The 21144-nt window shown below is 70.2% G+C and carries 12 protein-coding genes; 2 read left to right on the top strand and 10 right to left on the bottom strand.

All coding sequences use genetic code 11. The features are described 5' to 3' along the window. Positions 1–56: 56 nt before the first annotated feature. Both JJ691_RS51505 and JJ691_RS51500 read right to left on the bottom strand, forming a co-directional pair. A complete protein-coding gene (locus JJ691_RS51505) occupies positions 57–620 on the bottom strand; it encodes a hypothetical protein (RefSeq protein WP_211766625.1) in 564 nt (187 codons plus the stop codon). Positions 621–622: 2 nt separating this feature from the next. Next, complete coding sequence (locus JJ691_RS51500; RefSeq protein ID WP_211766624.1) at positions 623–1891, bottom strand: NAD(P)/FAD-dependent oxidoreductase; 1269 nt, start codon at positions 1889–1891, stop codon at positions 623–625. 535 nt (positions 1892–2426) lie between these two features. Between JJ691_RS51500 and JJ691_RS51495 the strand changes: the two genes are divergently transcribed. After that, positions 2427–2975, top strand: coding sequence for an RNA polymerase sigma factor (locus tag JJ691_RS51495; protein WP_256449344.1), 549 nt, complete (start codon positions 2427–2429; stop codon positions 2973–2975). Between the two features lie 63 nt (positions 2976–3038). Here JJ691_RS51495 and rd read toward each other — a convergent pair whose 3' ends face one another. The 3 genes from rd to JJ691_RS51480 form a co-directional block, all read right to left on the bottom strand. Beyond that, complete coding sequence (gene rd, locus JJ691_RS51490; RefSeq protein WP_211766622.1) at positions 3039–3218, bottom strand: rubredoxin; 180 nt, start codon at positions 3216–3218, stop codon at positions 3039–3041. Between the two features lie 26 nt (positions 3219–3244). Then, the gene (locus JJ691_RS51485; protein ID WP_211766621.1) at positions 3245–4324 is read right to left on the bottom strand and encodes a fatty acid desaturase; all 1080 of its coding nucleotides are present in this window, start codon (positions 4322–4324) and stop codon (positions 3245–3247) included. Positions 4325–4516: 192 nt separating this feature from the next. Then, the gene (locus tag JJ691_RS51480; protein ID WP_211766620.1) at positions 4517–6727 is read right to left on the bottom strand and encodes an MMPL family transporter; all 2211 of its coding nucleotides are present in this window, start codon (positions 6725–6727) and stop codon (positions 4517–4519) included. A gap of 87 nt (positions 6728–6814) precedes the next feature. On the opposite strand from JJ691_RS51480, the gene JJ691_RS51475 reads away from it, so the two are divergent. Continuing rightward, positions 6815–7474 (top strand): TetR/AcrR family transcriptional regulator, encoded by a 660-nt coding sequence (locus tag JJ691_RS51475; RefSeq protein ID WP_211766619.1) that lies wholly within the window; start codon positions 6815–6817, stop codon positions 7472–7474. A 1-nt stretch (position 7475) separates the two neighbouring features. On the opposite strand, the gene JJ691_RS51470 is transcribed toward JJ691_RS51475, so the two are convergent. The 5 genes from JJ691_RS51470 to JJ691_RS51450 all read right to left on the bottom strand — a co-directional run bounded on the left by JJ691_RS51470 (position 7476) and on the right by JJ691_RS51450 (position 21142). Then, positions 7476–8819 carry an aminotransferase class V-fold PLP-dependent enzyme gene (locus JJ691_RS51470; protein ID WP_249227584.1) on the bottom strand — a complete coding sequence of 448 codons (1344 nt, stop codon included), beginning with the start codon at positions 8817–8819 and terminating at the stop codon, positions 7476–7478. After that, positions 8803–10431 carry an acyl-CoA dehydrogenase family protein gene (locus JJ691_RS51465; protein WP_211766618.1) on the bottom strand — a complete coding sequence of 543 codons (1629 nt, stop codon included), beginning with the start codon at positions 10429–10431 and terminating at the stop codon, positions 8803–8805. Before JJ691_RS51465 ends, JJ691_RS51470 begins: the two co-directional genes overlap by 17 nt. Continuing rightward, a complete protein-coding gene (locus JJ691_RS51460) occupies positions 10428–12011 on the bottom strand; it encodes a PfaD family polyunsaturated fatty acid/polyketide biosynthesis protein (RefSeq protein ID WP_249227583.1) in 1584 nt (527 codons plus the stop codon). The genes JJ691_RS51465 and JJ691_RS51460 overlap by 4 nt, the downstream gene beginning before the upstream one ends. A gap of 79 nt (positions 12012–12090) precedes the next feature. Continuing rightward, positions 12091–18933: a polyketide synthase gene (locus JJ691_RS51455; protein ID WP_211766617.1), complete on the bottom strand. Its 6843-nt coding sequence runs from the start codon at positions 18931–18933 to the stop codon at positions 12091–12093. Then, positions 18926–21142: an SDR family NAD(P)-dependent oxidoreductase gene (locus JJ691_RS51450; protein WP_211766616.1), complete on the bottom strand. Its 2217-nt coding sequence runs from the start codon at positions 21140–21142 to the stop codon at positions 18926–18928. Before JJ691_RS51450 ends, JJ691_RS51455 begins: the two co-directional genes overlap by 8 nt. Between the last annotated feature and the right edge of the window lie 2 nt (positions 21143–21144).

The raw sequence follows: 21144 nt of genomic DNA, 5'->3' as shown, positions 1-21144 counted from the left end.
CGGGAGAACCTTCTTTTCGAGCGGCTTCAGAGGGTTGCGGCCGGACATCGCCGGCGTCACTCGCCGACCGGCAGCAGTGACCGGCTCGGCATGCCGAAAAGGGCGGCAAGCCGCGCGCTGAAGAAGACGTCGCCCGACAGCTCCGCGGCGCCGTCGGCGATCAGCAGCGCCGGATGCGTCGACGCGCCCATCGTCATGCGCAGCACTGTCGGCAGCCGGCTGGTGAAACACGAAACGGCCTGTCTCACGACCTGATCCCGGTCCGCGGCGCGGATGGCGCAGCGTCGACCGCGGACCCGGACCAGGAAATAACGTCGATCGCCGTCGGCGAGTGTCAACCCCATGCCGAGGGTCACGGTGAGCTTCGCGCCCGCCAAGGTCTTCGCCGCCGACCGGTGGAACTTGAGTCGCATGACGTAGGGCAGGAAGGCGAGGACGATCCGGGTGACCACCGGCGAGTCCACGAACTCGTCGGGCACCCGGGCGACCGCCCTCGCCAGCGCGACCCCGATCGCCGCTTTCAGCGTGCGCGACCAGGACCGCCGGTTCGAACCGTCCTCCGACCAACGGAATCCGTAAATGCGTTCCGCCGGGACGAAACGGGTATCGCCGCGCCTCATGATCAGGCCGCCTCCAGTGCGCGGTGCAAACGCCACGCGCGGGCCAGCAGTCCCGGGCCGAACGCTTGCAGTGGATTGAGCTTGCGGCTGCCGAAGTCCAGCAGCCTGGCCCCGATCTCCTCGTCGGCCGTGGCCGCCCCGAAAAGCACCCGCTCCAGCGCGTTCATCTTCCTTCCGGTCGCGAAGTTGGCATTGAACGCGTGATGCAGACCCAGTCGACGGAAGTGCCGGTACGCGTATTTCCGCAACGCGGGCGCCATCGGCTCGCCGGACACCAGCGGCAGCGCGGTCGCGTCCGTTATCCATTCGGAGCTTTGCAGCGCCCAGCCGATACCGGCGCCCCACAGGTAGTCCGTGACCAGCGCGGCGTCTCCGATCAACGCCAAACCGGGCGCGATGGGCCTCCTCCACACGCTCTGGTACTTCTTTATCGGCGTGAAGTTCGAGACCCGGCGCGCATTGCTGAGATCGGGTCCGCCGGGCAGCCGGGAGAAGATCGAATTGATATGATTGTCCAGGTTCCGAAGGGACTCGTCCCGGCGTTCGCTGGACACCATCGCCGCCAGCACCGTGCGACCGTCATTGGGCAACATGTAGGCGATGTCTGGATCGAGCAGCCACAGCCTCGATGTCGCCTGAGCCGGCCCGTCCCCGCGAGTCACCAGCTCCGCACCCGATTTGTCGAGCACGCCGGTGTAATGCGCGAAACAGCCGAACCGCCCGTGTGAGGTTTTGATGGTCCGGACCCGCGCGAGACCGGCGACGGCCGAATGCCGGCCGTCCGCGCCAATGGTCAGGCGGGCGTCGATCGGCACCAGTTCGCCGGCCTCGTTCTGGACCACTACCCCGGTCACCCGTCGGCCGTCGCGCTGGAGTTCGCGCACCCGGGCGCCCCGCAGCAGCCGCACTCCGTCCGTCTCAGCGGCGGTCCGCCGCAGCAGCGGATCGAGCTGGGATCGACGGATGTTGTACCCGTAGGTGGCATCCGGCCCGCTGGCGATCCGCGGATAGCGGACCCAGCCGGCGCGGGTGTGGAATTCGAGGTCGGTGCGGATGCCGCCGGCGGCCTCGACCTCCGCCTCCAGCCCCAGGCGGCGCAGCGTGGGCACCGCCGACGACTGAATCAAATGCGTGCAGGCCCGCTTGAACGCGTCGGTGTTCCGATGCGCCTCGACCAGGATCACCCGCAACCCGTAGCGCGCATACGCGATGGCCGCGGCACAGCCGGCGATCCCGGCCCCCACGATGACCACGTCGCAGCGTTGCGTCACCAACCCCTCCTCATGGCCGCGGCCGGCCGTTTCGCGAACCCGGCCGCCCTGGCTTGCTCCCCCGACATTTGTCGTCGAATGGCCGTCGAACGTCCGAAAACAGCCGTGACCATCGTTGACCATAGGTAGTCGCGCGAACCGGACAAGAGTGCGACTTGGCCAGATCCGACACCACCCGTACCCGTTTATCGCAACAGCCAAACCTCTCCAAGAACACCGCTGGGCGACTTGATCGACAGCGTCTCTGACGCACCCGGAAAATCAAGATCACCGAGCCGCGGCGGCGGTAACGGACCACCCTGCCCCCTCGTTACATCTAGAGCGAAGCCGCGTTGGTTTGGATACGCGACTGGATCGGTTAAGTTTTTCAATCTTCCGATGGCTCGCAGGCCTCCTTGATACGGTGAGCTTCCTTGACACGGTCTCGCGGGTTATGTGAGCCTCTTGCGGTGTCAACATGATCGGCCGCGGATGACAACAGCCAAGGAGCTGTTGTATAGCGGCAACTGAAGGCCGGAAGACCTTGGGGGGGCTCATGGCGCTGAACCGGACGGACTTGACGGACCTAATTCAACGTTGTATTGGTGGCGAGACGGCCGCATGGTCACGGTTTGTTCAGACGTACACACCGCTTGTGAGGAACGCATTGCGGGGAACGTCGCTGACCGCCGATGACCGCGCCGACGTCAGCCAGGAAGTATGGCTCAAAGCGTATTTACATCTGGAGTCGGTCGTCGATCCGCACTGTGTGCCGGGCTGGCTGAAGGTCATCACCCGGCGCGAGATGATCAAGTACGCGGCGCGGTCGCAGCGGCTGGTCCCGTGCGGCGACCCGTCGGCCGTCGACGACGTCTCCCCGGAACGGCCGATCGACGAGGCGGTCATCGCCATCCTCGACGGCGAGAACCTGCACAACGCGATCGGCTACCTGCGCGAGCGCGAGCGTGACCTCATCATGCTGCTGCTGTCCGAACCGCCCCTGTCCTACGACGAGATCGGCAACCGCCTCGACATGCCCCGCGGCTCGATCGGGCCGAGCCGCGAACGATGTCTGGCCCACCTTCGCGCCATCCTCGCCGGCTGACCGCACGATCCCGCTCGTCGATGACCGGGACCGGTCATCGACGAGATCGCGCGCCGGGATCATTCAGTCCTCGTAGGGGACGAAGTCGGTTTTGGTCGCGCCGCAGACCGGGCACACCCAGTCCTCCGGGATGTCGGCGAACGCGGTGCCGGGCGCGATGCCACCGTCCGGATCCCCCTCGGCCGGGTCGTAGATCATCCCGCAGCGCAGGCAGATCCAGAGTTCGGTGGTGGTGACGGTCATCGTGGGTCGTCCTTCATTCGTGCCGGCTACGGGTCGACGGTGGTGGGTGCGGCGAAGGTGAAGCGGTTGGCGCGCCGGAAGGTGCCGAAGTCGTTGAAGCGCACCCCGTTCTCGCGCAGCACCCGGTGGCAGTCGCGCTTGATGGCCGCCCGGAGCCAGAACGGGTCGCGCACCAGGAAGTGGTGGATGGCGTGCGTCTCGCCGAAGTTGAAGCACAGCGCCTGGAAGGGCTTGAGCCACCAGGCCGTCCACACCTGGGTCTGCTGCAGGACGTTGTGCGCCTCGACATCGCCGTAGTAGTGCAGGTTCGAGCTGACGAAGTAGATGCAGAAGGTGCGGATCGCGTTCGGCGCGAGCACGGTCACCGCCAGGAAACCGAGGATTCCTTGGCCCGGGATGTCCACCGGCCCGGCGATCCACTGGTACACGTTGATGCCGATGAACAGGTGCCACAACAGGTAGTGCACGGCGCCGAGCGGGAAGTAGGACATCCGGTTGATGTTGGTCAGGTAGCGGGCCTCCTCCGGGCTGCGCGCCTCCTGCTCGACGTAGACCCGGACGAGCTCGATCATCCGGAACGGCCGGGTGTACATGCCGACGAAGGTGTCCAGCAGGGTGATCAGCCGGCGGCTGCCCCAGCCCTCGCCGTTGGTGATGGCCCGTTCCTCCAGGTCGGAGTCGGTGCCCGAGACCGCGTGGTGGTGCAGGTGCAGGCGGCGCCGGACCCACGGGTTGATGGTGCTGGGCCGCAGCAGCCAGACGCCGAACATCATCACGTTGTGCACGAACCGGTTGGTGCGGAAGTACATGGAGTGGATGAGGTCGTGCTCCAGCTCGTGCAGCAGGGAGAGCCAGTACGCGTTGACCAGGATGGTGGCCCACCACGGCAGCAGGCTGGCGGCGTAGAGCCAGGCGTCGGCGACGACACCGGCGATCGACACCACGAAGATCGCCATGCCGACGCCGTCCTGGTGCCGGGCGAACCAGGGATGCCGGGTCCGCCAGTTGTCCCCGATCTCGATGATCGACTTCCGGATGGCCGCGATCCGATCGGCATCCTCGCGCGCGAGCTGCCGTTCACCCGGCAGCCGACTCGCTATCGCCATGTCTCACTCCTCCACATTCATCGAACGGCTGCGGCTACGTCGTGTCCCGCGCACCGCCACGGGACACTCCTCCCTATTAGAGCGACACGACCGCGAGCCGGATACAGGAATCGTGAAACAGACCCAGTGAATCTCCGGGGTAATCGAATGCGCGCGAGAGCCGCGAATGCCCCCGGTGGTGAATACTCCGACTCAGTGGTGAACGACGGAGTGGGCGGGCTCGGGCGGCGTGGCGGTGGATGGATTCGAGGTCTCACTGAGGCCGAATCGCCGGTGCAGTTTGCGCAGGGGTTTCGGGGCCCACCAGGCGGCGCGGCCGAGAATTCGGATGCCGGCCGGCAGCAGAATGCCGCGGATCAGGGTGGCGTCCATCAGGACGGCGATGGCGGTGCCGAGTCCGAACATCTGGATGAAGCTGACGCGGCTGAGGGCCAGGGCGCAGAGGCTGATGGCCAGCAGCAGCGCCGCCGCGGACACGATGCGGCCGCTGCGCGACAGGCCGTTGATGACGGCCTCGCTGGTCGGCACGCCCTGGTCGTGGGCTTCCTTGATCCGGCTGGTGACGAAGACCTCGTAGTCCATGGACAGGCCGAACGAGATCACGAACAGCAGCATCAGCATGCTGGTGTCCAGCGGCAGCGGGGTGAAGCCGAGGACGGCGGAGCCGGCGCCGTGTTCGAAGATCAGCACCATCAGACCGAGGGTCGCGCCCAGGCCGATCAGGTTCAGCGCCAGGGCGCGCAGCGGCTGCAGGACGCTGCCGGTGAGCAGGAACAACAGGATGAACGTGGCCAGCGCGATGATCAGCGCGCAGGGCAGCACCCGATCGCCCACGGCGGTCTTGTCGTCGAGTTGGAGGGCCGGATCGCCGCCGACGAGGACCTGGTCGCCGGCCGGCGCGGCGACGTCCCGGACCTGGTTGACGAGGTCTTCGGCGGCCTGCGAGTGAATGTCCAGGTCGGTGGACACGGTGATCAGCTTGGCGTCGCCGTGGGCCAGGGTCGGGTCCAGCGGTGTTGGCTGCGGGCCCTTCCCGCCGGCGAAGGCGCCGACCGGTGACTGCACCCCGGTGACCCCGGACAGTTCGGACACTCGCCGGGCGTAGTCGGCGACCGCGGCCCGGTCGGCCGAACCCGTGAGCACGGTCTGGATCGGCCGGGTGTCGACGTTGGGGAAACCGGCGCGCAGCGCGTCGCCCACGACCCGGCTCGATCCGCTGGTGGAAAGCACTTGTTCGTCCGGCGAGCCGAACGTTATGCCCAACAATGGCGTGGCGGCGGTGAGCAACACGAGCAGCACCGGGATCGCCGCCCATGCCGGTCGACGCATCACGCCGGTGGCCAGGCGTTTCCACAACACGGAGGTGGTGGCGGGATTGTGCTTGCGGGCCCAGGGCAGTCGGCCGGTGTTGATCCGCGCGCCGATGAGGCTGAGCACCGCGGGCAGGACAACGGTGGCCGAGAGCATGGCGATCGCGATCACGCTGATGCCGGCATAGGCGAACGAGCGTAGGAAATACTGTGGGAAAACCAGCAATGTGGCCAACGCGACGACCACGGTCGCGGCGCTGAATCCGATGGTGCGCCCGGCGACACGCACTGTGCTCACCGCCGCGTCCGCGCTTGTCGCGCCGCCGGCTAATTCCTCGCGGAATCGGTTGACCATGAGCAGTCCGTAGTCGATGGACAACCCGAAGCCCAGCGCGGTGGTGACGTTGACGGCGTAGATCGAGACGTTGGTCAGCGAGCCGAGCACGGACAGCGCCGCCAGCGTGCCCAGAATCGTGATGCCGCCGATCAACAGCGGCAGCAGTGCGGCCACGGCGCTGCCGAACACGAGAAACAGCAGCAATCCGATCACCGGGACCGCGATGGCCTCCGAGACCAGCAGGTCGTGGCTGACCTGGTTCTTGATCTGGAGACTGCCGACCAGACTGCCGCCGATCGCGACACTGACCGGGCCGCGCGAACCGCTGTACTGGTCGAGAATGTCCTGCACGGCATCGTCGGAAAGGAGACCGACGCGTGCGGTGATCATCGCGCTGCGCCCGTCGGACGAGCGCAACTGCGGCGCGCCGGCCGACCAGTAGGACACGGGCGTGGCCACTCGCGAGTCGCGGCTCAGATCCGTGGTCAGGGCCAGGCCGGCCGCCTTGACCGAGGGCGAGTCGACCGTGCCCGTCGTGGCGGTCACGAGGAACACCAACTGCGAGTCCCCGCCGAAGTTCCGCGCCAGTTCCACACCGGCCCGGCTGGCCTGCGAGGACGGATCGTCCAGCCCCTGCGACCCCAGTTTGCCGAACACGGTCGAGCCGGCGAAGCCGAATCCGAGCAGCGCCACCGCGGCGATCAGCAGGATCGTCCTGGCATGTCGGACGATGCGGTGGCCGAGTCGGGTCAGCATGGGCGCCTCCGAACGAATGTTTACGGCCATCAACATCGGCGGAACCTCATGTTGGCAGCGATGTTCACATCTGTCAACATCAGGGGTATGGCACAACCCAAGCGCGGCTACCACCACGGCGACCTGCGCAACGCGCTGATCTCCGCGGCGGTGGACCTGGCCATCGAGGGTGGTCCGCCGTCGGTGACGGTGCGCGCCGCGGCACGGGCGGTCGGGGTCACCGCGACCGCCGCCTACCGGCATTTCCAGGGCCGGGAAGAGCTATTGGACGCGACCAGGCAGCTGGCCTTCGACCGGCTCAACGAGTCGATCGCCACCAACGTCGCGCGGCGGTCGCGGCACCGGGAGACCGTCGTGGACGCGCTGCTGGAGCTGGCCGCCGTCGGCCGCGGGTACCTGGACTTCGCCCGGCGCTGGCCGGGGCTGTTCCGCCTGGTCGGCCTGTTGGTCACCGATCTGGCCAACCAGCCGGAGGACAGCCCGTTCCGCACCCTGTCCGCCGCGATGGACACGCTGGTCGAGGTGGGGTACCTGCCGGCGCAACGGCGACCGTACGCGGAGATCAGCGCCTGGGCCGGCGTGCACGGACTGGCGATGCTCTACCTCGACGGACCGCTGCGCGACGCGAACGAGGAGGTGCGGATCCACGTCAACACCCGCACCATCGAGATCCTTGCCGAGGGGCTGGGCGGGCACGCCATGCCCCAGGCGGCGATCGAGGCGCTGCGCGACGCGATCGGGGACTGACTCACCCGACGTCCGGATCACCGGCACGCAGGTCGGGGTGCCGCCGAGGGTCCGGGCTCGGAGTCCAGCGCCCGTCGACTTTGCGGTAGTCCCAACGAGGTCCGCTGCGCACCAGCCGGGCGACCGCGGCGACGAGCCGTTCCACGTGCTCGGCTCGGCTACCGAGTCCGACGCTCGCGCGAACAGCGCCGTCGGCATCGGCGCCGGCGGCCGCCAGCAGTGTCCTGGTGCCCATGTGCGCGCAGAACGCGCCGTCTCGCACACCGATTCCGTGCTCCGCCGACAAGGCGGCGGCGAGCAGTCCGGGCTCGATGCCGTCCACCGCGAACGACACCACACCCACCCGGGGATGATCGCTGTCCCACATGGACAGTGGACGCACCCCGGGAATCCCAGCCAGGCCGGCGCGCAGGTCGTCGGTCAGCGGCTGTTCGTGCGACCTGATCGCCGACCAGCCGCAGGCGGTGATCGCCTCGCAGGCCAGGGCAAGCGCATGCGCGCCAACCACGTTCGGCGATCCCGCCTCGTGTCGCTCCGGCGGCGCCAGCCAAGTCGCTTCCGGTCCGGCACAGGAACCGTCCACTCTGGACACCGCTCCCCCGCCGAACAGGTAGGGCTCCGCGTCGGCGAGCCAGTCCGGGGCACCGATCAGCGCACCAGCACCGAACGGCGCGTACAGCTTGTGCCCGGACAGCGCCACCCAGTCCACACCCAGCTCCACGGCTCGCACCGGACCGTGCGGCGCGAGCTGCGCCGCGTCCAACACAGTGCGGGCACCATGGTCGGCTGCCACCGCCGCGAGCTCGGCGACCGGCCACAGTTCGCCGGTGACGTTCGACGCCCCGGTAAGCACCACCAACCGGGGGCCGGGTGGGCACGAAGCAAGGCCGGCCCGCAGCTGGCGCACTGCCTCGTCCGGGGTGACCGGCAGCGGGAGCCTGCGCACGGTGTGCCGCCCCCACGGCAGCAGGGCCGCGTGATGGTCGCTGTCGAACCGGAACACGGTCGTGCCCGAGGGCAGGCTCCGGGCCAGCAGGTTGAGCGCGTCGGTTGTGTTGCGGGTGAAGACAACCGTCGAGCCGGGGGTGGCGCCGACGAAGTCGCGGACGGTGTCGCGGGCCCGCTCGTAGGCCCGCGTGCAGACCTGGGACGCGAACCCGGCACCGCGGTGCACGCTGGCGTACCAGGGCAGCAGTTGGTCAACGCCAGCTCGGACCGGGGCCAGGCACGGGGCGCTCGCCGCGTGGTCGAGGTTGGCGTACGGCACCGTGCCGCCGGTGACCAGCGGCACCGGCAGATCGGCACCGGCCACGAGGGGCACGACGTTCTCATGCACAAGCGTCACTGTCGTCTCCTTTGCACAGTGGCAGGGCGGTGACCGAGTACAGCCGTTCGCCCCGATGCAACTGGTCTGCGACGCGCAGCACGGCGTCGACCTGGTCAGTGGGCAGCGCCGCCACCCGTCGCCGCGCGCGGGCAAGGAGCACTTCCAACACGGCGGTCAGCCAGGTGAGCCGGTCCGGTCCGAGCGGCAGCCGCGGGGTGTAGTGCCACAACGCCAAACAGCTCGCCGCGGCGTGCAGGAAGGCCAGGCGATGTGGGGCGTCGGCCGGATCATCGACCGGTGCGCGCAGGGCGGCGGCCAGCGCGTCGGCCAGGACCCGGGCCCGGCTTGTCGCCGGCACGTTCGCGGCGAGCACCGGCACCGCGTCCAGCAGCGGGTCACCCCCACGGCCGGCGAGGGTGAGCGCGGTGAAGTCGAGCGGTGGCAACGGATTGTCGACGCCGAACACGACGGCCAGCCGGTCGTCGACAGGCCCGGTTCGGTGTGGCGTCAGCCGGGGCAGCTCGGCGGCGATCAGGCGTTCGGTGGCGGCCGGGCTCGTGTCGACGAACCGAACCGTCGCGTTGTCACGGCGGAGCACGTCGAAAGCGGCGTACGGCCCGTCGCGCACCATCGCGAGGTTGCCCAACACGTTGGCACACCGGGAAAGGATCTCCTCGGTGGTGTCGACGACCACGTGCTTGACCACCGCCGACCACAAGCTCTGCACGCCGGGCAGCACATGCATCGCCCTGGCCGCGGCCAGCGCCACGGCGTCGGCGGCGAAGAGCAGCGCCGCCGCGGTGGCCAGTTCCCGCCGGGCCTGTTCACCAGCTTGGCGCGTGCGGAGGAAGTCCATCGCAAGCCGCAGGCCGGTGTCCGCGCAGCCGAGGCTGCACGCGGTGCTCATCACCCGGACCACTTGCATCGCCCGCAGGGCGGTCTCCAGGCCCCGGCCCCGCGCGCCGACCATCGTGTTGGCTGGCACCCGCAACTCGGCGAAGTGGAAGTCGGCGAACCCGATGCCGCGCATCCCGCCCAGCCGGCGCATTCCGCCGCAGGCCCGCTCCACCACGTCGGAATCCAGCAGCAGGGTGGAAAACGCGGCGGGGCCACGCCCACCCGTTCTCGCGACCAGCAACAGGGCGCCGGCCCGCCCACCGTCACCGACCATCCATTTGTCGCCCCGCAACACGAAGCCGTCGGGTGTCGGCTCGGCGAGGCAGGAGTTGGCCAGCACTTCGTCGCCGGTTTCCCGTTCGGCGAAGGCGAAGCCGATCGACTCGCCCCGGCGCAGCAACTCGACGACCCGGTCGCGCTGCGCGGCGCTCCCGGCCAGCAGCACGCAGCTGACGGCGGTGATGCTGACCATCGTCGCGTGCATGATCGTGGCGTCGCGCCGGGCCGCGACCCGGGCCAGCAGCAGCGTAGTGTCCATACTGGACAGATCGCCACCGTGTTCGGTCGGGACGAAGGAAAGTCCCAGTGCCGGTCCGGCCGCCGCGGCCAGCGCCGCCGGCCGCCGCTCGTGCGCGTCCCGCGCTACCATCGCGACGAAGCCGCACGGATTGTCCGGGTCGCGCGGGTCGCCGAGCATCCGGTCCAACTCGGTCGGCTCGGGCCAACCGGTCACGACACCCTCACCGGCAGTTTCGCCGACGCCGGCCGGTACTCCGAGGCCGCCGCCGGCAGCCGCACGCCGGCGAGCGCCAACTGCTGGACCCGCGCGGTGAATGCCGCACCGTGCAACAGTTCACTCGCGACGTCAGCGACTCGGCGGTGCTCCACCGCTTCCAGCCGACTGCCGCGGACCCAGTCGTTGAACGCCCCCATCGCCGGGCCGCACCAGACCTGGTAGTCGGCCATCCGCGCCGGATCACCCGTGGTCGCCCAGCGCGACGCCATGCCCAGATACCAGCGGAACACCAACGCCATCTTGCGCCGCGGCGACTCGGCGGCCCGGCGCAGCTGGTCGGGGTCCCGGCGGGTGAAGTACGTCTCCACCTCGGCCCAGATGTCGACCGTCGGTCGCCGGAACAGCTGCCGTTCCAGCCGCTCCCGCTCGGCCGACGGCAGCGCCTCCAACCCGTCGTAGGCCCGGTACAGCTCCAGCAACCGCTTGGCACGCATGGGAAACAGGGTTCCCTTCTTCAACACCTGCAGTTCCACGCCAAGCTCGAACATGTCCGCGGCCGGGGCCATGGCGAAGTCCGCGATGCCGGCCGCCGCCAACATCGCGCGCACCGCGGGCGAGGTGCCGGACTCGACACACGACTGGTGCACCGAGCCGATCACCACGTAGTCCGCACCGAGTGCGTAAGCCGCCGCCAGCGCACGGGGCGTGCCGATGCCGCCGGCAACCCCCAGGCCGATCGGCTGCTGGTAGCCCTGCTCGCGCTGGACCCGGTCGCGCAGCGACAACAACGCCGGCACCAGAGCGGTGAGCGGACGGCGGTCGGTGTGACCGCCGGAGTCCGCCTCGGCGGTGATGTCGTCGGCGACTGGCACCCGCCGCGCCAGTTCGGCTTGCTCGGCGGTGATCCGCCCGGCCACAAGCAGGTCCTCCACGATCGCCTCCGGCGCGGGCCGCAGGAACTGCTCGGCGACCTCCGGCCGGGACACCTTGGCGATCACCCGGTTCTCGATCTCGACCGAGCCGTCCGCGCCACGGCGCAGCCCGGCCAGCCGGTAGCGAACCAGATGCGGGGTGAGGTTCAGGAACGCCGACGCCTCGACGCACCGAACCCGGTGGCACAGCAGCAGATCGACGCAGTCCCGCTCCAGCGCCGCCTCGCTCGGACTGTGGATCAGGTTGACCGCGAACGGAAGTCGCGGCAGGTCGCGGGCGAATCGCCGCAGCGCCTGCTCGACCCGCTCCGGCAACAGTCCGGCGGCGCCGAACGACCCCAGGCAGCCGGCCTGGGCGATCGCTGTCACCAGATCCTCGGACGCGATGCCGCCGGCCATCGCCCCCGCGACGTAGGTGTTGCGGACCCCGTGGCGGTGGCGGAACGCCGCGCTGCCGAGCCGTTCCGGCGGCAGCGGACCGGTCGCGGCGAGCAGACCCGCCTGATCGGCGGGCAACTCGTCGGTGACGGCGGGGCCCACCGGGGTCTGCACGACGTAGAGCGGACGGTCCAACTGGTTGAGCAGGCGGTAGATGCCGGCCGGCTCGGTGCACGGCAGGCGTGTGTCGGCGATGGTGGCGGTCACTTGCGCACCTTCCTTTCCGCGTCCATGAACGCGACGGTGACCGGACGGCAGCCAGGTTTCCCGCCGCCCGGGGGTGGCATCACGGTTGTCCCTCCGTCGGCACGACCTCCACCGCGACGTCGGTCAGCTCGTAGATCCGCAGTCCGGGTTTCCAGACGCTGGCGTCGGCGATCACGACCAGCCGGTCGGCGTCCCGGCGAACCTCCTTGACGTGCGCGTCGAAGGTGATCTCGCCGTCGCCGCGCAGCACCTGGCCGCGGTACTTCCACCGCATCGTGACCCCGCGCGGCGCGACGAACCGCGCGCCGGGGATCCCGGCGGCCAGGTCGTGCTCGATGACGTAGAGCTGGAGCGCCTGCACCACCGCCTCGACGCCGAGCGACCCCGGCATCACGGGGTCGCGGTGGAAGTGACAGTCGAAGTACCAGTCGTCGTCGCGGACCTCACGGCGGCCGTGCACATAGCCGGTGCCATGCACACCACCGTCGCGAACCATGGTGATGTCGCCGACGACCTGGAGGTGACCGGTGCCGATCCGTGGCCCGGTGGCCGGGTTTGGCCATCCTTCGCCGGACAATTTGCGCGAGACGGCGTTGGCCGGGGCGGCGGTGTGCAACCACGGCGGCACGTGCCGGCCCGCGTCCAGCCCGATCTGGCTGGCCAGCGCGGCGTCGGTGAAGTAGCCGAACAGGGACTCGCCCGTGTAGAAGGGTTCGCCGTCCGCGGCCAGCTCGTAGCGGAACCGTTGCAGGATCGCCCCGGGAACCTCCTCGCTGGCCAACAGTTCCGTCTCCTGGCGGATGGTCCGGCCGCGCAGGTCGACGTGCCGGAGGAACCGCGCCGAGCCGTCCAGGTTGCGGATGGCCAGCTCGTCATCCGGACTCTGGAGCGTGGCGCCGAGGTAGTAGCCGAGCAGGATCGCCGCCTGCAGCGAGCTTTCCATGACCACGCAGTTGGGCACGGTCGGAGCGCCGTTCTCCGTGTAGTACCAGGCTTCCGGCGGCGAGTCGTATTCGGTGACCATGGTCGCGCCGGGAGCGAGCACTCCTCGGATTCCGCCCAGGTGCATGATCCGGTCGACGAAACGGAAGTCCCCGTTGGGAATGTAGGGCGCGCGCCGCCCGGCGTAGATCGCGAACTCGCTGCCCATCGCCGTTTCCAGGTCGCCCTTGGCCGCGTGCGCGAGGTGCAGCTCGTTGATGAAGGCCGCCTCGCCGGACGCGTTGCGCCGGCCCAGGAACTCCGGCATCCCCCCGGCCATCGGCCGGTAGGGCGTGCCCGGGCGCTCCCGCACCTGGATGCCGAAGTTGGTCATCGACACGATCGGCTTGTCGCCGTCGTACACCAGGATGTCGGCGATCACCGTCGGCCGGGGCAGCATGGTCAGCTCGATGATGTCGACCTCGTAGCGGATCGAGGGCGTGTCCGGCGTGATCTGGCCGCGCACCTTGACTTCGGTCCGGAGGCCGGGCACGGACTGGAACTCGGCGTCCGGCAGCACGAAGTGCATGCCGAGATACAGCGCGTAGATCTGTAGCAGCTGCACCGCGCCCTCCGCGACCAGCGAACCGGCCAGCACCGGATCACCGGGGAAGTGGCACCGGAAGTACCAGCCCTGCGGGTCCAGTCGCTTCACCGCGGACAGCGCGCCGAGCCGTCGCGGCCCGCCGAGCCGGTCGATGGCGGTGACCTCGTCCACCATGCGCAGCATGGGATCCGGCAGCCGGAGGGAACGGTTGCAGCCGTCCGCGGACTGGTCCCAGGCCGGACCGAACACCCGCTCCGGCTGGCCCGCGCCAAGCGCCTCCAGGTCCTCCGCCGTCAGCGACGTCCGGTCGGTGCGGGCTAGCGGCTTGAACCAGCTGGGTTTCATCGCCGCGCGCCGGCGTTCGTCGGCTTGGCCGCGGACCACGCCACGCGACTCGACCAGCTCCGCCGTGGTGAAGAACCCGGCGCAGGCGTCCAGCAGTTCGAGGATCAGCTCGTCGTCGGCGTAACAGCGGTAGTTGAAGAAGAACAGCAGACTGTCGCCCTGCCACACGAAGCGGTCGATCCGTATGTCGTAGCGCAGAGTCTGGCCCTCCCGGGGCAGTCCGCCCCGGAAGACGAGCCTGCTGTCCAGCAGCCGGTAGACGCGCTGCCCGCGAGTGTGGAAGTCGACGCCGAGGTAGCTGATCAGGAGCATGTCGCACTGCCCGGCCTCGATGGTGACCGCGCACGGCACCAGCCCGTCGACCGTGTACCAGGCGCTAGTAGGCACGTCGTACTCGGTGGTGATGCCACAGGGCTCGAAGCGCCCGGTCTCCGCCTCCAGCTTGGTGACCCGGCTGACGAAGTGGTACGGCGGTGCCGGCAGCCGGCATCGCCGGGGATACGAGTCGATCTCCGCGAAGGCTGGTCCGAACACCGGCTCGACCCGGCCGCTGGCGAACTCCAGCAGGTCCTGCTCGGTCAGCAGTGGGCGGCCGGGGGCTGGGTCCGGGCGTTCCAGTTCGCGTAAGGCGCTGTCCGCCAAGGCATGTTGGGCGTGTAGCGCGGCACGGTGGGCCGCCGCGACCGCAGCGCCCATTTCGTCCAGCACGGCTCGCAACGGAGGCGGCCCAACCGCGACCGAAGTCCGAACCGGTGGCTCGGGGTGAGCCACCGCCGTGGGCCGAGCGACCGGCTGGACGGCTGGCACATAGACGAATGGTTTGCCGGACACCACGACCGCGTCCAGCTCACTGGTCACCTCGTCTTCCGGCGGCGAGGCGGCCGATCGATCAGGTCCGGGCCACACGGCCGCAACCCGGGCCACCACCCGGTTCACCAACGACTCGCCACCGCAGGTGACCGTCGACGGCAGTGCGGGCGAATCCCCGTTGGTGGCAGGGAACAACACGGACAAGTCGACCGGGACCCCGTGGCTGACGAGGGTGGCGAGGGCGCGGCTCACCGACGCGGCGGTCGACGCGCCACGGCGGTCGACCGTGACCGCGGCGTGCGGCCGGTCCGCCAGGGTGTCGGCGACCCAACGCGAACAGGTCCCGCCAGGACCGACTTCGACGAAGTACCGGTAGCCACGCTCGTAGGCGACGTCGACCAGCCGGGCGAAATCGACTGTGCGGCACAGCGTGCTGGCGATCCGCTCGGCCAGCGCGCCGCGGTCCGACACGTCGATCGTGTCGTAGTCGTACGCCGAGAACAGCTCCATCCGGCCCTGCCGGCCGCCGAGCGGATAGTCGTTGAGCGCGGCCAGCGCCGGGTGCTCCGGCTCGACCAGCGCGCAGTGCATCACCTGGTTCGCCGGCGTCCTCGCCGCCGCGGCGCCGAGCTCGGCCACCAGCCGCCGGACCTGGCCGGGGTCACCCGCGACGACCACCTCGCGCGGTGTGTTGACGTGGGTGAGGTACACCCGGTCCAGATCGTGCATCGCGGCGCGTACCTGGTCCGGTTCGGCCAACAGCAGCTGGGTGGTCCAGACCTGGTCGTCCGGAAGCTCGTCCGGCAGCCGCCAGGCCTCGCGGACCAGGGTCTGCCGCCCGCGCAGACGATGCTGGAACAGGGGTGACGCGGCGAGAATCCCGTCCTCGCGGGCCAGCTCGTCCCACATCCCGGTGGCGAACAGCATGCTGCTCTCCCCCAGGCTGTAGCCGAACGCGCCATCCGGTTTGACGCCCAGCAGGTCACGCAGCAGACGGGTGTGCAGGACCGCGTGGTTGGTGCCGGCGGCCAGCATGAACGGCACGTCATCGAGCATCCGGGCCTCGTGCCGCATCAGATCCCGCTTGTCCAGCCGGCCGCGTGGATGCACTGTGCGCACCTTGAACCGCTCCGCCGGCCGGTCGCTTTCCGCCTCGAATCCGTCCAGCAGCGCGGGAAACAGCCGGAACAGCTCGCGCCCCACGCCGGGATAGGTGGTGAAGGCTCCGGGGTAGACGAACGCCACCCGCCCGTCGGGTCCGATCGGCGCGCCGGTGCAGTAGCTGCCGGCCGGCGTGGCCCATTCGCCACCCGTGGCGATGACTTCGCGCAGATCCCGTTCCGCCGCGCCGAGTTCGCCGAGCAGGCCGTCCTGGTCGGCCGCGACGAACACCGCGGTGTACTTCGCCCTCGGCGCGGCCACGGCCTGCCGCACCAGGGCCAGCGGATCCGCGCCGTCGGCCAGGCGCTCCCGCGTGTCCCGCACGGCGGCAACCAGCGTCGGACCGTCCACAGCGGACAGTGGGAGCAGCAGCAGTCCGGGACCGCCGACCCAGTCGACGGCCGGGCTGGGTCGTGGCAACCGCGGCGAGCTGACCACAATCTGCGCTACGGCGTGGTCTCCGGGCACCGACACCATCGCGGTTCGCGGCGCTTCGCGGCGGGGTGTCAACCATGGTTGGGGCCGGTCGAGTTCCGTGAAACCCGACTCGGCCAGCACGCCGTTCGCGAGCAGGTCCGACGGGGCAGCCGGCAGTTCGCGCTCGTGCACGGTGAGCACCGCGTGCACCAAGGACAGCAGTGGCGCGGCGGCCCCGGTCGCGCCGACCGTTGGTGCCAGACCGCCCAGCGCGCAGCGGAACGGGTCCGATCCCTCCGGGTGCGCCGGGCCGAGCGCTGCGACCTCGGCGTGGCGCTCGGCTGCTGTGGCACCGCCGAGCACAAGGTAGGCCACGTCCTCGGTGGTTCGCCCAGCAGCTCGCAATGCTTCCGCTGCGCACGTGCTCAGCAGGTCGGGGGCCTCACCGCGAGTCACCTGCACGGCGTCCAGCACCGCGTAGGGCTGGACGGCGGTGTCCGCCCTGGTGAGGATGAGCGCCGCAGCGCCGTCGCCCAGGGGAGGCATCTCAGCGGCAAGTCGCGCGGTGGCACGGGTGTTCTCCGCGCCTGCTGCGAGATCCACGCCGCCGACCACGACCGCCTCCACAGTGGGGTCGAGCAGCAGCAGCTGGGCCACTTCCAGTGCGCGTGCCCCGGCGGTGGCGTCGGCGGCGAGAGTGAAGGACGGCCCGGTGAAGTTGTGCGCGGCGCTGACCCGGCTGGCCATGATGTTGCCGATGTAGCTGAGCACTTCGTTGGCGCCGACCGGATCGTGCACCGCGCCCCGCACCGCCGCCTCGACGGCCGCCACCTGCTCCTCGTCGTATCGGACGCCGGTGCGCGCCAGCTCTTCGCGAACGTGCGTGCCGATGTCGAACCGGATGCGGTGGGTGTGCGACCGGGGTTCCAGTTCCATCGCCAGCACCACGGCGACCCGGCGGGACGGCATTTCGGTGGCCCTGGTTCCGGTTGGGGGCGTTGCGAAACCGGCGTCGGCGAGGGCCTGCTCCACGACCTCGAACAGGGCGAGATGCTGCGGGTTGAACTGGGCGAGTTCGTTGGGCGGGATGCGGTGGGTCCGAGGGTGGGTGGGGATGTCGGTCAGGTACCCGCCTCGCGGCGCAGTCCGGTCAGCGGCCGGCTGGTCCAAGCCGTACCAGCGCGCGGCCGGCAGCTCGGCGAGCAGCGAGGCACCGGTGCGGAGATGGGACTGTAGGGCGGCCGCGTTGCCTGCAGATCCGACGAGCGCGCCGACCCCGGTCACGGCCAGCCGAGGCGGCTCCGGGAAGTCGTCGTGGTCGGGTTGGTCCGCAGTAGCCGCGTTGGACAGGACGATGTGCGCGTTGGTACCGCCGAACCCGAACGCGGACACCCCGGCCCGGCGTGTGCCGGATTCCACCGGCCACGGCTGGCTTTCGCGCACCACGCGGGTGGCGGCCGCCTCGCCGTCCACCGGACGCACCAGCTCGGCAATGCCCGGCGTCGCGGGCAGGATCCCGTGCCGCATCGCCAGCACCGTCTTGAGCATGCTGGCGAATCCCGCGACGGTGAGCAGGTGGCCGACGTTGCCCTTCACCGAACCGAGCGCGGGCGGAGTGCCGAAGAACGCCTGTAGGCCACGAAGTTCGGTGCCGTCCCCGAGCGGGGTGCCGGTCGCGTGGCACTCCACGTAGTGCACGGTCTCCGGGTCGATGTCCTGGTACGCCTGGCGATACGCCGCGACCTGGCCCTCCTGGTTCGGCGCCAGCACATGCCGCCCGGCTCCGTCGTTGGACAGGCCGACGGACTCGATCACCGCGTGGATCACGTCGCCGTCACGGACCGCGTCCGAATACCGCTTGAGCACGAACATGCCGGCGCCCTGCCCGGTCACGATGCCGGTGGTGCGCGCGTCGAAGGGCTGGCTGACGCCGTCCGGCGAGTAGGCCCGCAGATCGGAGAAAGCGAGCTGGATCAACAGCGGGTCCGGTGCGCACACCGCGCCGGCCAGCATCGCGTCGGCGCGGCCGGTCAGCAGGTAGTCCCGGGCCAGGGCCACGCTGTACAGGGCCGAGGAACAGGCGGCGTCGAGGGCCAGGTACGGGCCGCCGAGGCGCAGCGCGGTGGCCGCGACCGCCGGTGGCTGGCCGAACGGCCACAGGTTCAGCGCGTCGGGCTCGGGCTCGGACGCGTTGCCCGGCGAGTCGACAATGCCCAGTCGGGCCAGCCCGTCGCTCACCGCCCTGTGGGCCATCGGCGCGCACAGCCGCACCGAGGACCGGGTGGGGAACGAGTAGTTGCCCATGACCAGGCCGGTGCGCGCCAGTGCGGCACCGGTCAGCCCGGCGTCCCGCAACGCGCCCCGGGCAGTGTGCAATGTCCAGCGGAACACCGGGTCCAAACCATCCAATGTGGACTCCGGCAGCGCCAGTCCGGACAGGTCCAGCGCCGGCTCGGTGACGAATCCGCCTCGGGTGGAGCTGATGTGGTGCTCCGGGTCGCCCCACCCGCCGGGCACCTCGGGGCCGGTGCCGAACTCCGCGTGACCACCCAGCGTGCGGTGGTCGGCGCCGGCCAGCAGGCCGTCCCAGAACTGGTCCGGGTGCTGTGCGCCGGGCAGCAGGCAGGCCATGCCCACCACCGCTATCCGCCGATCAACCATCGCCGTTCTTCCCCCCTGGAACCGGTTGTGTGGCTTGGAACTTCTCGGCGAGCCCGGGGACCGCGACGGCCTCGACGCCCCGGAAACGGCACAGCGCGCGGCCGTCCGGACCGTACGCGGTCACCGTGCAGACCAGTCGCCCCGACGCGTCGTCGTCCCCGCACACCTCGACCAGGAACGGCTCGTCGGCGGGCAGCGGCGTGCGCAGGTCGATCTCCGCGACGGCGACCGGCAGCACTGCGACCTGCTTTTGTTGACGGGCCCAGACCAGGACCGCCTGTAGCAGCACGTCGGCCAGCACCGGGTCGTAGCCAGGTACCTGGCAGGCACCGCCGGCAAACTCCCCCGCCGGCAGTCGGCAACCGAGCAGCAGCCGTGCGCCGTCGTCGTGAACCTCGCGGATGCCGCGGAACGCTGGACCGTGGAACAGCGTGCCGTCCTGGTAGCACTGTGCCGGTGTGCTCTCGCCGGATGGCACGGCCAGCGCTGGCAAGGGCTGGTCACCGGGACCGGCCACGGTCATCGTGTACCTTGGCCGGTCCCGGTCGTCTCGAATGTCCACCAGCTGCCCGGTTTCCCCTGGGGTGACAGCGATCCGGAGCTCTGCGGGGTGGGATCCGTCGAATACCAGGCCTTTGCGCACGGCGACATCGGTCACCCGGCCGGCTGTGAATCCCCGTACGGCCGACAGTGCCAGGCCGATCGCGGCGGTCAGCGGCAACACCGGCGCGCCACCGATCGCGTGCTGGGCGATCACCGGGTCGGACGCCAGTGAGGCCGTGGACAGGCGCATTTCGGCCGGTGGTGGGCCGGACAGCGGCGTGGACGGCCCGACCATGCAGACCGTGTCCGCGCCTCGTTCCGCAGCGAACTGCTCGACGAAGTACCGCACGCCCTCCGGTACTTCCAGCAGCGGCACGCCGCGTTCGGCGAACATCCGGGCCAGTTCCGGGGTGACCATGCCCCCGGCCCAGGCGCCCCAGTTCACCGCGGTGATCCGGGTGGCCGGGCGGCGTGCGCGCAGGCTGCAGGCCACCCGGTTCAGGGCTTCGTTGGCCATCGCGTAGTCGGACTGCCCGACGTTGCCGAACAACCCGGCCACCGAGGAGAACAGCAGCACATGCCGCAGTTGCTCGGCCGGCACCACGGTGCGGACGTTGCGCAGACCGGCGATCTTCACCGCCAGCACTCGGTCCACGTCGGCAGCCTGCTTGGCGGTGATCAGCCCGTCGGCCAGCAGACCCGCGCCGTGCACCAGGCCGGTGACGCGGTCTCGATACGGCCGCAGCGCAACCTTGGTGGCTTCAGGGTCGGTGATGTCCACCGTGACGTACTCGGCTCGCCCGCCGGCCTCGGTGATCGCCCGCAGGGTCTCGCGGATCTCGCGTGCGCCAACCAGTTCGCGCTCCATCGCCGCGACCTGCCGGGGCACCGGCTTCTCGCCCTTGGCCCGTAACCACGTCGCGGCGGCCGCGCGCAGTTGCTCGGTCGCAACGCCCTCGGCCCACGAGGGTTCGTCCGCAGGTTGGGTCCGACCAAGCAGCACCAACCCGCACCGGTACCGCCGCGCCAGGCCGACGGCGCAGGCCGCGGTGATGCCGCGAGCGCCGCCGGTGACCAGGAGTAGATCGTCCGGCCCCGGCTCCGGGACACCGAGAATCCCGGGCAGCGCCGGGTCGGGCGTGTCGCGGAGGGCGATCGTGCACCGGGTTCCGTCCACGCGGTGGCCGATCTGCTGGTGCTTGCCGTCTACATCGGACAGTTCGGCCAGCAGCAGTTCGGCCCCGCGCGCATCGTCCAGCGCGGGTTCCAGATCGACCGCGCGGCAGAACACCTCCGGTGCTTCCAGGGCGAGCGTCTTCACCAAACCAGGAAGCCCGCCCAGCACCGCGCGGTCGATGTCAGCAGTGCCCGCGAGACCCAGCTGGCCGTCGAGGCGGGTCACGGTGAGAAACGCGGCCCGACCGACCGACGCGGCAGCCCGCAGTCGGTCCTGCACGCGGCCGGCCAACAGCAATGCCTCGCGCAGCGCGGCTTCCACGCCGCCGGTCTCGTCGGCGAACCAGATCGCCAGATCGAGCTCGGGCGGCAGCTCGCCGTGGTGCACGGTCCAGCCGTCCGCGGCCAGCCGGGTGGCCAGGGCGCGGGCCAGCTCGGTGTCGCCGGCCAGGAACGCCGACCGGTGGCCCCGATAACACTCGGCGGCCACGG

This window comes from Kutzneria sp. CA-103260, from assembly GCF_018263855.1.
In the GTDB taxonomy this organism is placed as follows: domain Bacteria; phylum Actinomycetota; class Actinomycetes; order Mycobacteriales; family Pseudonocardiaceae; genus Kutzneria.
The sequence above is the reverse complement of the archived record's forward strand: the minus strand, read 5'-3'. Positions and strand labels throughout refer to the sequence as shown.